The following is a 13,946-nucleotide window of genomic DNA, read 5'->3' as shown; positions in this document are numbered from 1 at the left end:
ATGCAGATCGCTGTCGTCACCGGCGCCAGTTCCGGAATCGGGCAGAGCGCCGCCATTCAGATCGCGAGCCGCGGGACGGGCGTGATCCTGACCTATCACGGCAATGAAAATGGTGCCCGCGAGACGGTCTCGACGATCTCGGACGCGGGCGGCACCGCCGTGGCGCTGCCGCTGAACGTCGGCGAGTCCGAGACCTTCGCTGCCTTTCGCGATTCCGTGGCGGAGGCCGCCCGTGTCGTCTGGCAGCGCGACCGGATCGATTTCCTGGTCAACAACGCCGGATTCGGCCGGATGGCGCTCTTCGAGGACACCACCGAGGAAATGTTCGACTCGCTGATGCGGGTCCTGTTGAAAGGGCCCTACTTCTTGACGCAGACGTTGCTGCCGTTGATGACCGATGGTGGGGCGATCATCAACACCACGAGCAACGCGGCCCGGAGTTCCGGCCTGGAGGCGGGATATTCCGCATACGGCTCGATGAAGGGCGGCCTGATGGTTCTGACGCGTTACCTCGCGAAAGAGCTGAGCGCTCGTGGGATCCGGGTGAACTCGGTCTCTCCGGGAGCAACGCGGACCCGAATCGCCGATGATTCCTTCGAGCGTTTTCCGGAGGTGATCCCACCGATCGTGGCCAGGACGGCTCTCGGTCGGCTGGGTGAGCCCGACGACATCGGAATGGTCGTCGCGATGCTCCTCGGCGAGGAATGCCGCTGGATCACAGCGCAGGACATCGAGGTCTCGGGGGGATTCAGCCTCTGAGGGACGTTGCTTCACTCGGCCGCCCCGAACGCCTCGAGTGAGGCAGCGGGGGCAGGGGTCCGCCGCGCGCTGCCCGACGCGCGGCGGACCCCGCACCTCCGTGGGAGTCGCACCGTAGGTAAGGAGCGGCATGGGCGCCAGAGGTCGGCGGCCGACCTCACAGTCGGGCCGCCCGGGCGTTCCCTGGTACGTCGCGGGCGGCTGGGCGGTGGACCTGTTCCCCGGCGGCCAGCCGCACGAACACGAGGACTTGGAGATCGCCGTTCCCTCCGACGGTTCCCGGCAGTCCGGGATGCGTTCCACGTACCGGTTCGAGGCGATCGGCGACGGACGCGCCCGGCCGATCGACGACCCCGCGTTCGAGCACACGTACCAGACCTGGCTCAGAGAGCGGGAAACCGGCATATACCGTGCTGGCCGGTCCGGTCGACGAGTGGCTCACCCAGGCATTCGCGCCGGCCAAGCTAACCGAGACGCTCACTGCGATGAGCGAAGCCGAGGACAACACCGACGACGCCGCGCTCGCCGCGGCAAAAGAAGGCCATCCAGTCCTGTGGACAGCGCCTCCTGCGCTACCGCGCCGCGCTGGAGGCCGGCACCGACCCGGTACTGCCGAGATCCAGGCCGAGCGTGTGCAGGCGATGCGCAGGTCCGTGAGCTGACCGGCCGAACGAGGATGACCAGCGAGGAAATATACGCGCTGGTCAGCGCGCTAGGCGGCAGCCGCCGAATCCTGATCGACCCCGACCCGATCGATCGGGCACAGGTCTACCGGAGCCTGAATCTGGATTTGACTCACCATCCCAGCCGGCGAACCGTCACGGCCGAAGCCAGGCCCGAAGGCCATGTGCTTATGAGTTGTGTCCGAGGACCGACTTGAACCCCAACCCTACATTCTGACGCTGTTTGGGGACGTCGACGTACCCGTAGACGCCGAGTAGTCAAGCCTGTAGAGCCTCGTAGTCGGCCCAGGTAACGACGGCCACTCCCCCGGCGCGGGAACTCACTGTCATGCCGATGAGCGGATGTTCTGCCACAGCGAATGTGAAACTCAATGTTCATGGCCTGGCCTGCGCCGTCGCCTGCCAGCGCGACCTCGACACGCCAGCAGTCGTTGCCGATTGGATGCTCGTTCAGTCGCAGCGTCAACACTGACTGGCCCCCAAGCCTCCCAGTGACGGACGAGTGCTGAGGGTTGAAATTATCCTGGCCGCTTCCCAGGCGGTCAGGATGCACTCGACATGATAATCGGCTCTACGCTGCCCGCATGGCCCACCGACACGACCAAAGCGGCAGCCGCCCGGAGCCCGCCAGCGGGTCGCCATTCGAGATACCCGACCCCTACGGACAGACCGAAGGCAGCGCCTCGGCTTCCGGAGTCGCGGCGCCGCTCCTTGCCGGCGGCGCGTTGGCGCTGGCGGGCGTCGTGGTGCAACAGGAGGACGCGCTGCGCTACCCCGGCGTCGTCCTGCTGGTCTTGGTCGGCGCCATACTAATGCTCGTCGCCTCCGTGCAGTGCGGCATGTGGGCACGCCAGTACGCCGTCGCGCCCACCGACATCCAACAGTGGTGGCCTGATCCCAACCTAACCCGTAAGGCAGCGATCCTCCGGGACCAGAAATTCCATGCTCACCGGCATCGAGTTTGGGCCGTCCGGGTCACGCTCACGTTCAACCTCGGGGTCTTGCTGCTATGGATAGCGCTGGCCGTCGCCGTCGCTCCTAAGAGCGACGTCCATGAACCGGCGTGGCGGTGGGGCGCCGCAACGCTCGCTGCACTCGGCGTGCTAGCCGAGGCTGCCTGGATCGCCCTGGTCGCTCGCGGCCCGGTCGTTCCCGGGCAGTGCCTGGGTTGGGCCAGCCGGTGGCTTTACGGCAAGCCTGTCACTCCGCCGCCGGCGGGTCCGGGTTCTGACGTTTCATGATTTCCTCCGCACGAAGTCGCCCGGCGACGGAATCCAGCCGATATCCCGGCGCAGGCAGAGTTCGCCTCGTGCGGTGGCTGTGCGCAGCCCGATTTGAGCGGGCAGCGTCGCCTGGGCCGGGTGTGGCCATCCGACCGCGCGAGTCCGAGTCCACGCACGGCAGGTAGACGCTCGACCGCCGCCGGTGAGACGGCCGCGGGTGACCTCGTCGAGCGAACCCCGGCGTCACTCTTCTGGCGTTGACCGGCGCAAACTGATGCTCGTGACCGCAGTGCAGTGCGGCATGTGGGCCCGCCAGAACGCAGTTGCGCCCGCGGACATCCGCCAGTGGTGGCCGAATCCCAATCCAGCCCGGGAGGTGGCGATTCTCCAGGACCAGAAATCTACGCCGAGCGCCAGCGGGTCTGGGCTGGCAGGGGCACGATCGCCTTCAGGCTCGACGTGCTCCTGATGTGAGCCTCGCTTGCCGTCGCCGCCATTCCCAAGAACGACGTCCAGGAGGCAAGCTGGCGGTGGCTCGCAGCGGCACTCACCAGCATCGGAGGGCTGGCGGAGTCCGCCTCGACATGCTTATCCTCCGCGGCCCGACCGTTCCTGGGTAGCGCCTCGATTGGGCCAGTCGCTGGCTCTACGGCCAGCGGTTCACGCCGGGGACGAATCAGGATTCTGCTGCATCATGATTTCCAGCACTCGCAAGCGTTCCGAGGCGGTGTCGGTCCAGTAGCCCGGCGAGCACTCCGCGCCCGTCTCGTGCCGGTCACCCGAGGCTGCCTTGCACAGCGGACACCGTCTCCGCGGCCTGTCGCCGGCCATCCGATCTCGTGAGTCCACACAAGGCAGAGTAGACGGTCGGCCTACGGCAGCAGCCTTCATCGTGACCACGCCTTGTTCGAGGTGGCCACTGATTGGGGGACTGCATCGGCTGTAAGGCCCCGTTACCGTGTGCGCCTGCGGTTGGCGGCGAGCGGGGGTGTCGATGGGCTTGGTGCGGCAGGCGGTCGACGTCGAGGCCCCACGGCGGTGGCGGGGGCTAATCGTCCACAAGTCCAGCGGCGCTGTGCTGGCCGATCACGCGGACTTACGTCCTGATTCGCGACGCCGGCGCAGTTGCGTTCATCGACCTTCACGGTCGCCTCTGCTACCACGCAGCCTTGATGGGCGGATCGAGCGAGGCCCAAATTCTCGACCGGATCGGTGCCTAAACGGGAGTATTCCTTGTACTCGGTCACGCTCAGCCAGGAAGTCGTTGACGCCGCACCGACCACCGTGCGGGTCGAGACGCCTGCGAATACGGCATTCGCGTTCTAAGCCCTGGAACTGGCTCACGTCGACCGCATTGGTCTTCGACCGGTGCACGGCGTCGATTGCCCACCCTAAAATTTATTGAAGGAGACATGGATAACATGAAAGAAGGTCTTGAGGACCAGGCGATTCTATCCCTCGCACTTGTCCACCACCCGGTGGGAACAAGGATTCGCGTTGAACTCTCGGGCCCCTGCCCCGCAGTTGTCGAGAATCCATTCCCCTCCCCTATTACCGATCTGGATAGGGATGCGTTTCGATGGTTAGCCGAGGACTACTTGCAACTGCGTGGACCATCTGCTGACCGAATAGCCGAACGAGAAAAAGCCCGAATAGATCGACTGGCTATCGAACTAAGCCGCGCTATTTTTAATGGTCCAGGCCTAACATCGATTCGCGCGGCGATTAGCCACCCTGCCAGTATTGCGGCTTTGCGGGTTGAAGTTCGAACCGATGACCGAGACCCCTGGGTACCTTGGGAAATAATCCCAGGCCCAGGGAGCGAAATACCTCTATCTATTCAGGCGGCTTCGTTCGTTCACACCTCGGCACAAAGTCAAGTTTCAAAGAACGCGAATCCTGCAAGCGGCAAATTGGAAGTCCTTATGGTTGTTTCCAGGCCAGAAGGAAGACAGGACGTTCCATTCCGATCTATCGCTAGCAGAGTCGTTCGAACTATCGGAAAACCTGGTACCGAAGTCAACGTCCGAATGCTTAGGCCGCCGACTTGGTCGGCACTAAAAAGCGAACTGGAAGCCGCCGCCCGCAACGGTATAAAGTATGATGCAGTTCATTTCGATGGTCACGGGCTTTTCGATGAAAGCAAATCTGACGATAGTTCCTCGCGTGGATATGTTCTGTTTGAATCGGAAACCGCCGAAGGTGGCGCGGATCGAGTCGATGGACGAACCATGGGGGAATTGCTCACCAAATACGGAATTCAATCGGTCCTACTCAATGCGTGCCGATCCGCGTATAGGGAACAAGATTCGTCAGCACTAGAAAATCGTACTGCCGACTCCTTCGCAGCGGAACTTCTCACTGCTGGTGTTCGCGACGTAATGGCAATGTCACTTAGCATCTATGTTAGTACCGCGGCAAGAATAATCGCAGATGTTTACGACAGACTTGCCGCGGGCGAAACCCTAGTCGGCGCTACCCAGATCGCTCGGCGTTTAGAATTCCAGCGCAATCCCACGCATGAGACGCAACCCTTGGGTTGGGCGGTCCCAATCATATATCAGGGGTTGACGCTCGGAGGTCAGTCCGCTTCGGATCTCGAAACCACCCACAACAACAGACAGATCAAAAATCTCGGCGAGCATGGGCAAAGTAGAGCTATCGATGCAGATCTGGACTTCATTGGATATGACGGAGAATTCCTATCGGTCGATCGAGCACTAACTCGTACAGCTCGTGCTCGAATTACCGGATTGGCCGGTTCGGGGAAGTCGTCCTTCGTCCGCGAGTTCTCAAATTGGGCAGTAGCTACTGATTTGGCACAAGAGGCTCATGTTGTAGAACTAGAACAAGGCCTAATGGAGTCCATGCGCATCATGCGCGCGCATCTCCACCAGAAAGAAGTGAGCCGAGTACTAATTGCCATAGACGGCATAAATGACGAGCAAGGCCACCGACGGGTAACTAACTTCGTAGAGAATGTGGAGGAGTTCTTCGGGATTGAACGCGGCGTAGTGTATGTAATATTATCGGGACGAGCAACGGTCAACAGTAGGGCAGAGAACGTGATCGCCTTGAATGGACTAGATCCCATTTCTGCGCGAGACGTAGCCGTTCGTTCTGGATGGATAGATCGGTCTGTTCCCGATTTTGAGAAATGGCTAGATTGGAGTCGCGGGCTGCCTGCCGTGATTAATGCACTACCTGACTTCCTCAGCACGCGCTCGCTGGCGGACGCAAATTCGAGCGAGACGCGGTCTCTAGCGCAGATCCGCGCCGGCGGGCCAGCCTCTACCGACGACGCGGCGACCATCCTAAAACAGTTTAGCTTGAAGCGAATCGAGCCGGCGACTATAACCTCAGCTGCTGTTCCCATTGCGGCGGCTTTGTTCCAATCGCACTTGACCGAATTCGAGTGGGACCTATTTCGGCAATTGCAAGAAAGGAATGGGTTCGCAGGCCTTGCGGACGATCTAGGTAATCTATTTCCTTCGCAGATCGACCTCTTTTCGAGTTTGGGCCTCGTTTCCGTTCAGGAGGATGGGAGTGCTGCTCTACATCCGCTCGCATCAATTGCTGCTCGAGACGCGCATGACGCGGTTCTTGACTTCATAGCCGAGGGCACTTCTCTAGACTTTCCGGATCTACTTAGGAATCACTGGGCTACATTTACCATGACCATATCTGTTGCAGAGAGAGTTAGATCACAGACTGGCTCGGAGAACGAAGAAGTTGTACTAGGTGCTGCAGAGAATGTGTGGCGCGCGCTCGATATCTCTATTGCGGGGTATTGGTGGGAGCATGCTTTTCCCCTTCTCCGCGCTCTGAGAAGGCGACTCCTCGACCAAAGTCGTCTGAGCGAGTGGGAGTCGGCCTTTCAAGAGGCTGATTTGAACTTCAAGTCTACTCCCGAGGATGCGCTTCGGCCGGGCGTTGAAGATCCCCATGTCTTGTACTTTCGACTCCAAGCAGACGAAGCACATAGACGTAAGGACTTCGCTGCAGAGGCTCAATGGAACAACAAGGCTCTAGCGCGAACATTCTCCGCCGAGGGGCAGACCATAGCCGTCGATGATAATCCAAGAATGCGGAATAATCGCTTCATAACCGCGAATATGAGGAGAGGGGATGAACTCAGAGGTGTAGGCTCACCGGAATGTCTAACTTGGTACCATAAGGCTCTCCAATTGGCTGAAGGAGACCCTTTGAGGTCCGCTGATGCTTACTTGGGAATCGCTCGCGCATATTTTAATGTGCCCGCGCTTCGCAACTCGGTCTTGTATGAAAAGTATGCGCGATCCGCCCTCGCGGCCGCGCTCCCGATGGGGAATATTGCTGGGGACCTCCTTTCCTCTTGCTGTCTAAGTGTCGGATCGGCGATCTGGGAGTCGATCAAATCTTCGCCTGATGCCAATAACGCTCAACGCGTCGAAGAGGCGGTTTACTATCTTGACCTTGCATCCGAGGGTGCGGTGCCCAATATAGCGGCGTCGGCGCACAATAACGTAGGGACAATCTACCTTGACCTGGAGATGGGCGATCTAGGTGCCGCACGGTTTCTTCAGGCTTGCGCACTTCTTGAGATGCTTGGTGAACTTGGAACGTTGGCCCTTGCTCGCACAAATGCGGCCATAGCGCTCTTTCGTAAAGGACGTGTGGCCCACGCTCGAGATCTGGCGCAAGCCGCACTCGAACTACAAGATCAGGCCTCTGACCAGGTCACACGCGTACGATCAATACTGGAGTACATCCTTGCTGAGGATTCAGAGCCCTGACTGTACGGCCGATGAGGCCACAGGTAATATGCAGAGCTGCTATGAGATTGGCAATCGCCGCACCCGTTGCTGCTATGACGCTGCTCGTGTACGGCGGCGTCACCGAATTCGGCCTGCATATCGAACACAAACTAACCGCTCCAGCCACCGCGTTCACACCGGCTCGCGAAAGACCTCTTCTGCCGCATTGACGCCGTCCCGGTGCCCAGTAGCGCCCCGGCTGGTCACAGCGGGCTCTGGTTGATGCTCTGCCGATCAGGCCGGCGCAGCCCGAAGACGCGCGGGGAATTTCGAGCTGTCGTCCGAGGCGCTCGATACCAACATTCGCGAGCGCGGGCCGTTCGTCGCCCACTCCACCCGAACCCTCATCGAAGCCCGCCGCGCTCACCGCTGAGCAACATCCGCTCATGCCGCCGAGCGCGGCTTCCGAACGCCTTGTTGTAGTTGGCCGCAGCCCCACTGACCACTCGGAACTCGCCTGTTCGTCCATACTGCACTCGTACGGCGGCTACCGGATCGTGTGGAGATTCAGAGCGTTCCGCCCGACTGCGACACCCGAACAGGGCTGTCGCGGGAGCTGCTGGCGTCGGAAGAATCGCATGCCATTGGGGGGCTCGCGCTGTCGTGGGGCCTGGTGGGGACGAAAGCCGGGGTGGCATGAGGCGCTGGGTGATGTGGGGGATGGCTGCCCTGTTGGCGGTCATAATCAGCGGGTGCGGTAGCGGCGACGTATCGGTGGGCACACCTGATGCGACCCCGGCCCCGCTAATAGGTGGTGACTCGTTGCCTCCGCCGTCTGAGTCGCCCGGGCAGTCTACGAGCGCGAAGAGCACGCCGAGAGACCCGAGCCAGAAGCGGTCACCGACGCCACGATCGGGCGACACAAAGCCAAGCGGTAAACCAAGCGCCGGCAGATCGAGACCGGTTTTGACGAACTCCCGCGCGCCAAGCGCGACGACTTCCGCCTCCGCGCGCACAACCCCGCGCGAGCCCACCGACGCCCTACCGGGCCCCAAGATTAGTCCCGTACCTTCGAACACTGAGCGTAATGCGCTACCAGGCCCGACGCTAACGAAGCCCCCGTCGCCTGTCACGGAGCCGAAGCCCGCACCGGTGTGTACTCCTTCGCAGCAGGCGCCCTCGCCGAGCCCGAGTTGCTGAGCGAATGAGTCGGCAAGCAACCCGCGTGCGGCGGCGTACCCCGAGCGCGGCCCAGGTCGTTCAGCGACCGTCATCCCAGCCGGCGCCCTCCGCGCGAACCGATCGGCGCCCGGCAAAGCCGTGGGGTCTGCTCGGCGCGTTGGCGTCAGAGGCGGTAGCGATTGCGGCCCTGTTGTACTACTTCGGCTGGGCCCGCGCCAACCAGGCGTTTCAGTACTACGGCATAGACGTCGGCACGCTCGGTTTCTCCACCACGGACTACATCCTGCGTGGCGTCTCCACCGTAGTCCCAGCGATCGTCGTCTCGGCGGTCCTGGCGGTGTGCAGCATTACAGTCCACCGGCTGTTCGCCGCACCATGGCTGAGCCGCTGGACAGCCGCGCAGCGAACTCGACTGTCCTGGGGCCTGTGGGGCATCGGAGGACTTCTACTCTTCCCGTCGGCACTTTGGCTGATCGCGCCTGCGTGGCTCGACGGACGGCTCGGGTACGGCCTTCCGCTGTCCCTCGCGGCCTCCGCTGGCGTCGTGGCGTACGGCCGGGCCGTTGCTGCGATGGAAGATGAAAGATTCTCTTATGAGGCCGACATCGTGCCGTCGCTCCTGGCGCTGCTTGCCGTGACCGGATTGGTGTGGGCACTGGCGTTATACGGTGTGCAGAGCGGCTGGAGCGCGGCCCGCAGCTATGCCGCCGACCTCTCCGGCAAGAGCGAGGTCACCGTCTGGAGCGAGAAGCGACTGTCGATCCGCGGCCCGGGCGTGGTCGCAACAAACCTAGACGCCGGGGCGAGCGCTGATGTGGTAGCAAACAGTGCGTTCCACTATCGGTATGAGGGCTTGCGACTGATCGTGCGCGGGCCGGATGGCCTTCTGCTCGTGCCCTGGGGATGGCGCCGGGGTATCGACGCGGTGGTAATGCTGGCGCCTGACGACAGCATCAGAATCGACGTGATCGCTCGCTGAACGCCGAGTCGCTCCCCGACAGCGACATGCAGACGCTCGCTCATGCCCACGTGGGGCCTTGCCCCGTGATCCTGGACGCGGCGCGGCACAAACACGAACATCAGCAAAGAATGCCGATCGCTGTCGTCGATGTACCTGACACCCCCAGGCCGTCGATCACACTCAGTCGTGCTCTGTGCTCCGCGCTTGGGTCGACGAGACGCTCGCACGCCGATTCCTCACGACTGCCCGCCGCACCTCCCGCCGGGACAGAGGACTCTCGGTGGTCCGCCCCAAGCACCGCTCGAACGCTCCCCCGCGCGAGACTATCGCGAGGGAGAGCCGTGGCTTCCTATCCTTGGCATCCGCTCCGGAGCAGACGGGGAGGACGCCCCACCCGTCAACGCTTTCTATCGGTGCGAGGATGGCTGCTCCGGAGCCACCCGCGCCAGAGACACCCAACAGCGTGAGCAGAAGAGAAGGACACCCTCAACGAGGCACCGTCTTGCCGGCCGCAGACCGAGGATCCGGCGAATTCCCCCGCGAGTTCTCACGAGAGTTCGTGGGGCTCCAACTCAGAGGACCGACTTCAACCCCAACACTACGCGTTACCGCTCATCGGGGACGTGGACTTACCCCGGGGCGACGAGTAGTCAAGTCCGTTCGGCCGGGCGACAACTCAGATGAAAATGGTGGTGCTGCAGCACCACCGGAGCTCCCCAGAGGCTGCCGTTCGTCGGTCCAGCCGGCTGCGAGACTCGCGCTCTGCAAGGCTGCTGCCGAAGTCGCCGCCCATACGTCCAGTCGGCCGTACGCTGCGAGCGTGGATGTGGGTGACGTGATTGCAGGAATTTCGGGTGCGGCGGCCATCGGGAGTCTTGCTGTGGCTTTTACTTCTAACCGGGCGGCGCGAGATGCGGCAAGCATCGCCCAGGCCGCGCTCTACGACGCTCGCACTCCACGCTTTACGGTCTTCGTCGAAGAGGTGGAGTATGAGCGCACTGACTACCTACATGTCCGGCTCGATTCCGCCCGGAAGCTTGACGGGTACACACTGACCATCCTTCGCCGCGAAGGTCTTCGGTTAGTGCCGCGCTCGACGAAACCCAACTGTGCTCTAGCGGTGTCGGACATTGGTGGCGAGGTGCCTGGGCCTGTGAGGGTCGGCGACGAACGCATCTGGCATGTCGCCGTTGATGAGCACGGCTGGACTGGGTCGACGCGGATTCGGCTTACTTGCCTCGTCGGTGACGAGGAGTGGGACGTCGCTTATGTCGTTTCATTTCCCCGGCCAGACCGGTATGAGCCCAGCCGGATTCCCTCCCCATGACCACATGGGTTCGTCGAGGCAACCTTGACCGCCCTCGCGCTGGGACAACTTACAGCCATGGACGCTGGCACATCGGGTCGACGATTGAACAGCCACAGATTAGGTAGAGGACTCAGCACGCATGGCCCAGCTAGCCAGCGCCGCACCGACGAGAACGCCGAAGGACACCCACCGCGACGCTCGCCCCGGCAATGACCTTTCGTTCGCACCGGTCAGCTCCCGCCAACCGTTCGGTCATCGGCGCCTCATCGCGGCGCGGCGCTGGGCAGAATGCGTCGCATGGTCGACGACGCCACTGAAACCGCCAAGACCGCTGCCTTTCGAGAGTTCGAAGAGAACCTCGCCTACGCTCGCGAGATCGTCCAGGGCGGGCAGTGGCTGGAGAAAGGAAAGGTCGGCGGCTTCGAGGTCACCGCGCTCTACCGGGCAGCGTGGATGCAGGCGATGACCGCCGTCGACCGCTGGGTACACCGCGAGCTGTACGAACGGGCGGTGGCGATCGCTGTCGCGCCCAAGGCCCAGCGGCCCAAGGCGTTCCTCAAGCTACAGATCCCGATGGACCTGTTCGAGGACGTCCTGCACAACGGCGCCTACCTGTCGGACCGCTTCACCGACTTCCTGCTCGGGAAGTTCGGATATCAGTCCTTTCAAAATTACCGCAAGATCGAGGAGGCACTGGCTCACGTCGGGCCTACGAAGGTCTGGGGACCGGTCGCCGAGCTGCTCGGCACGACGACTCAGGACCTTCAGGCCCGGCTCGGCTCGATCGTGGACCGGCGGAGCCACATCGCCCACGAGGCCGACCGGGATCCGGGCAACCCTGGTCAGCGGCTTCCGATGAGCGCCGACCAGGTGACCGATGTGATCGACTTCTTATTGCGGGTGGTCACCTCGCTGGAGGACGTGCTCGGGCCGACCCCCGAGGCACCGGCCCTCCGCCGACCGGGTGTCAACCTGACCCGGGAGCTGGGGAAACGGGTGTGGACCAGACATGACGTGGACAGCGCGGTCGCCGAACTCGCCACGCGGGACGCCGCCGTGGCCGAGGCCGTGCGCCGGCTCCTCGAGCATGCTGACGCCCACGGGGCGAGCTTCAAGGGTGGCACCGGCCCCGACCCGTCGGCCGGGCTGCATTACCCGAACATCAGCAAAGAGCGCCGGTCGCTGTGGTCGCTATACCTGACACCCGCCAAACCGTCGATCGCGCTCAGCATCGGCTCGCTGCTCTGGGTTGACGAGAAGGTCGCACGCCGATTCCTCACGACTGCCCGCCGCACCCTTGAGTTGGACGCCGCCCTGAGCGAGCCAGATGAAGCCCTGCTCCGCCGATACCCGACGGTCGCGCTGCGACCGTTAGCGGCACGGTCGGCCGCGATCGACGGCCTCCTCTCCGCGTTCGACGCCGTCCTGCACCCAGGCGGCGAAATCGACGGTGAGTAGAGAGGGCCTCGGCAAGTTCGTCCGATTACGTCGAGTAACACCCAAGGGCGAGTCCGCCGACACTGCTCGCCGGGCGAAGCCGCCAGCCTTCGCTCGAGCAGGCCTTGCCGGTGCGGATAGGGGTGGTGCAGGAATCGGACATCGCCGCAGAAGCCCACTCTATCTGCCCCCGCCGCCTCCTCCTTGCCGGATTGTCATACCTGCCTCGTAGGGTCACCGCCATGAGTCTGGCTGATGTGGATGGTGCCGCGGTCCGGAAGGCGATAGCCGAGCATGACGAGATCGGACAGACGGAATTCCTGCGCCGCCACGGATTCCGGCCCGCGCTGCGCTACCAGGTGCTGCATGACGGCCGCCGCTACGACTCGAAGGCGATCCTGGGCGTCGCCCATCAGTACGCGACCGGCGCGCCGCTAGCCGCGGCGCAATTCAGCGGAGGCGAAGCCACCGTGGTACGACGGCTCGAACAGCTGGGATTCACCATCGACGACGTTGACGCGAAGCCCGATGCCACCACCGGGCCTAACCGCCCAGCCCCCGAGAGCCTCGACGCCAGCCGGCCACCACTGGTACTGATTGCCCCCTCCACCGGCAACAAGGCCGCCCGGAGCCGATTTTCCGACACCCTCGCCCAACCCGTCGACTACACCGACGACCGGCTGCGCAACGCGCTGAGCGACAGCGAACGAGCGTCACTGGAACGACTGCACCCCGACGGTCGCGCCCGATTCTGGGGGGCACTGCCCCGTTTCAACACCACGATCGACCGCCTCCGCCAAGGCGACGTCGTGGTCTTCACCGGCCAAAACCATGTGGTCGCCGTCGCCGCACTGGGATGCAAACTGCGCAACCGGCAGCTAGCCGACCTCCTCTGGCCGCCCGCCTCCGGGCACGAGGGATGGCTGAACGTCTACACCCTCGTCGGCTTCCAACTCGTCCACGGCGTCGGCTACCCCCAGCTGCGCGACTGGGTCGGCTCCAGCGACAACGACATCTTCCAAGCCACCCGCGGACTATCACCAGAGAAATCCGCCGCAGTCATCACCGGCCTCGGGCTGACCATCCACCCCGACGAGGACACCCAGGACGCCCAGGCCGAGGCCCAGCTGCTGGCCGCCCTCGACTCCGCACGCACCCCCGCCTCCCAACTGTCAGCAGCCGAAAACAATCAGACCACCACAAGCAGCTACAACCAGCCCGCCCGCACCATCACCATCCATCGGGCCGAAGCCGAACTGGTCAACCTCTTCCGCGACACCCTGCCCGGACACAGCGGCGACCACCGCCTCCGGACAGCCGTCGGCCACACCGACCTCTACCTCCTCGACGACGGCGACATCATCGAAGCCAAACGCGGAGCCGATCACCGCTACGTCCGCCAAGCCCTCGGGCAACTCCTGGACTACGCCGTCAACACCGACCAGCCCGTCCACCGGCTTACCGCGCTCTTCCCGGCCTCGCCCTTGTCAGCCGACATCCAGCTGCTGCACTGCTACGGCATCGACTGCCTGTATTGGAACCGCGACACCACCTTCACTCGCGAACCCGCATCAGACACCACCCGCGAGATCATGCGGCCTCTGTGGACGATGGTCCTCAACCACCCGAAGTGACCGGGCGACGTCGCCTTTTACA

At 63.1% G+C, this 13,946-nt stretch carries 8 protein-coding genes; all 8 read left to right on the top strand.

Features of this window, described 5'->3' with window-relative positions; genetic code table 11:
• Complete coding sequence (locus CRYAR_RS15565) at positions 1–759, top strand: SDR family NAD(P)-dependent oxidoreductase (RefSeq protein WP_157017727.1); 759 nt, start codon at positions 1–3, stop codon at positions 757–759.
• Between the two features lie 130 nt (positions 760–889).
• On the top strand, positions 890–1,639 hold the full coding sequence (locus CRYAR_RS51270; protein ID WP_425389367.1) for a nucleotidyltransferase domain-containing protein: 750 nt from the start codon (positions 890–892) through the stop codon (positions 1,637–1,639).
• A gap of 387 nt (positions 1,640–2,026) precedes the next feature.
• Complete coding sequence (locus CRYAR_RS15555) at positions 2,027–2,683, top strand: hypothetical protein (protein ID WP_035851557.1); 657 nt, start codon at positions 2,027–2,029, stop codon at positions 2,681–2,683.
• A gap of 1,394 nt (positions 2,684–4,077) precedes the next feature.
• Complete coding sequence (locus CRYAR_RS45305) at positions 4,078–7,440, top strand: CHAT domain-containing protein (RefSeq protein WP_084701900.1); 3,363 nt, start codon at positions 4,078–4,080, stop codon at positions 7,438–7,440.
• Positions 7,441–8,740: 1,300 nt separating this feature from the next.
• Positions 8,741–9,562, top strand: coding sequence for a hypothetical protein (locus CRYAR_RS15550; protein WP_035851555.1), 822 nt, complete (start codon positions 8,741–8,743; stop codon positions 9,560–9,562).
• Positions 9,563–10,364: 802 nt separating this feature from the next.
• Positions 10,365–10,871 carry a hypothetical protein gene (locus CRYAR_RS47050; RefSeq protein WP_157017725.1) on the top strand — a complete coding sequence of 169 codons (507 nt, stop codon included), beginning with the start codon at positions 10,365–10,367 and terminating at the stop codon, positions 10,869–10,871.
• A 279-nt stretch (positions 10,872–11,150) separates the two neighbouring features.
• Positions 11,151–12,311 (top strand): hypothetical protein, encoded by a 1,161-nt coding sequence (locus CRYAR_RS15545; RefSeq protein WP_157017723.1) that lies wholly within the window; start codon positions 11,151–11,153, stop codon positions 12,309–12,311.
• A gap of 221 nt (positions 12,312–12,532) precedes the next feature.
• A complete protein-coding gene (locus CRYAR_RS15535) occupies positions 12,533–13,924 on the top strand; it encodes a ScoMcrA-related endonuclease (RefSeq protein ID WP_157017721.1) in 1,392 nt (463 codons plus the stop codon).
• Positions 13,925–13,946: the final 22 nt, after the last annotated feature.

It is taken from the genome of Cryptosporangium arvum DSM 44712 (assembly GCF_000585375.1).
Classification (GTDB): Bacteria; Actinomycetota; Actinomycetes; order Mycobacteriales; family Cryptosporangiaceae; genus Cryptosporangium; species Cryptosporangium arvum.
This window is presented reverse-complemented; position numbering and strand designations above follow the sequence as displayed.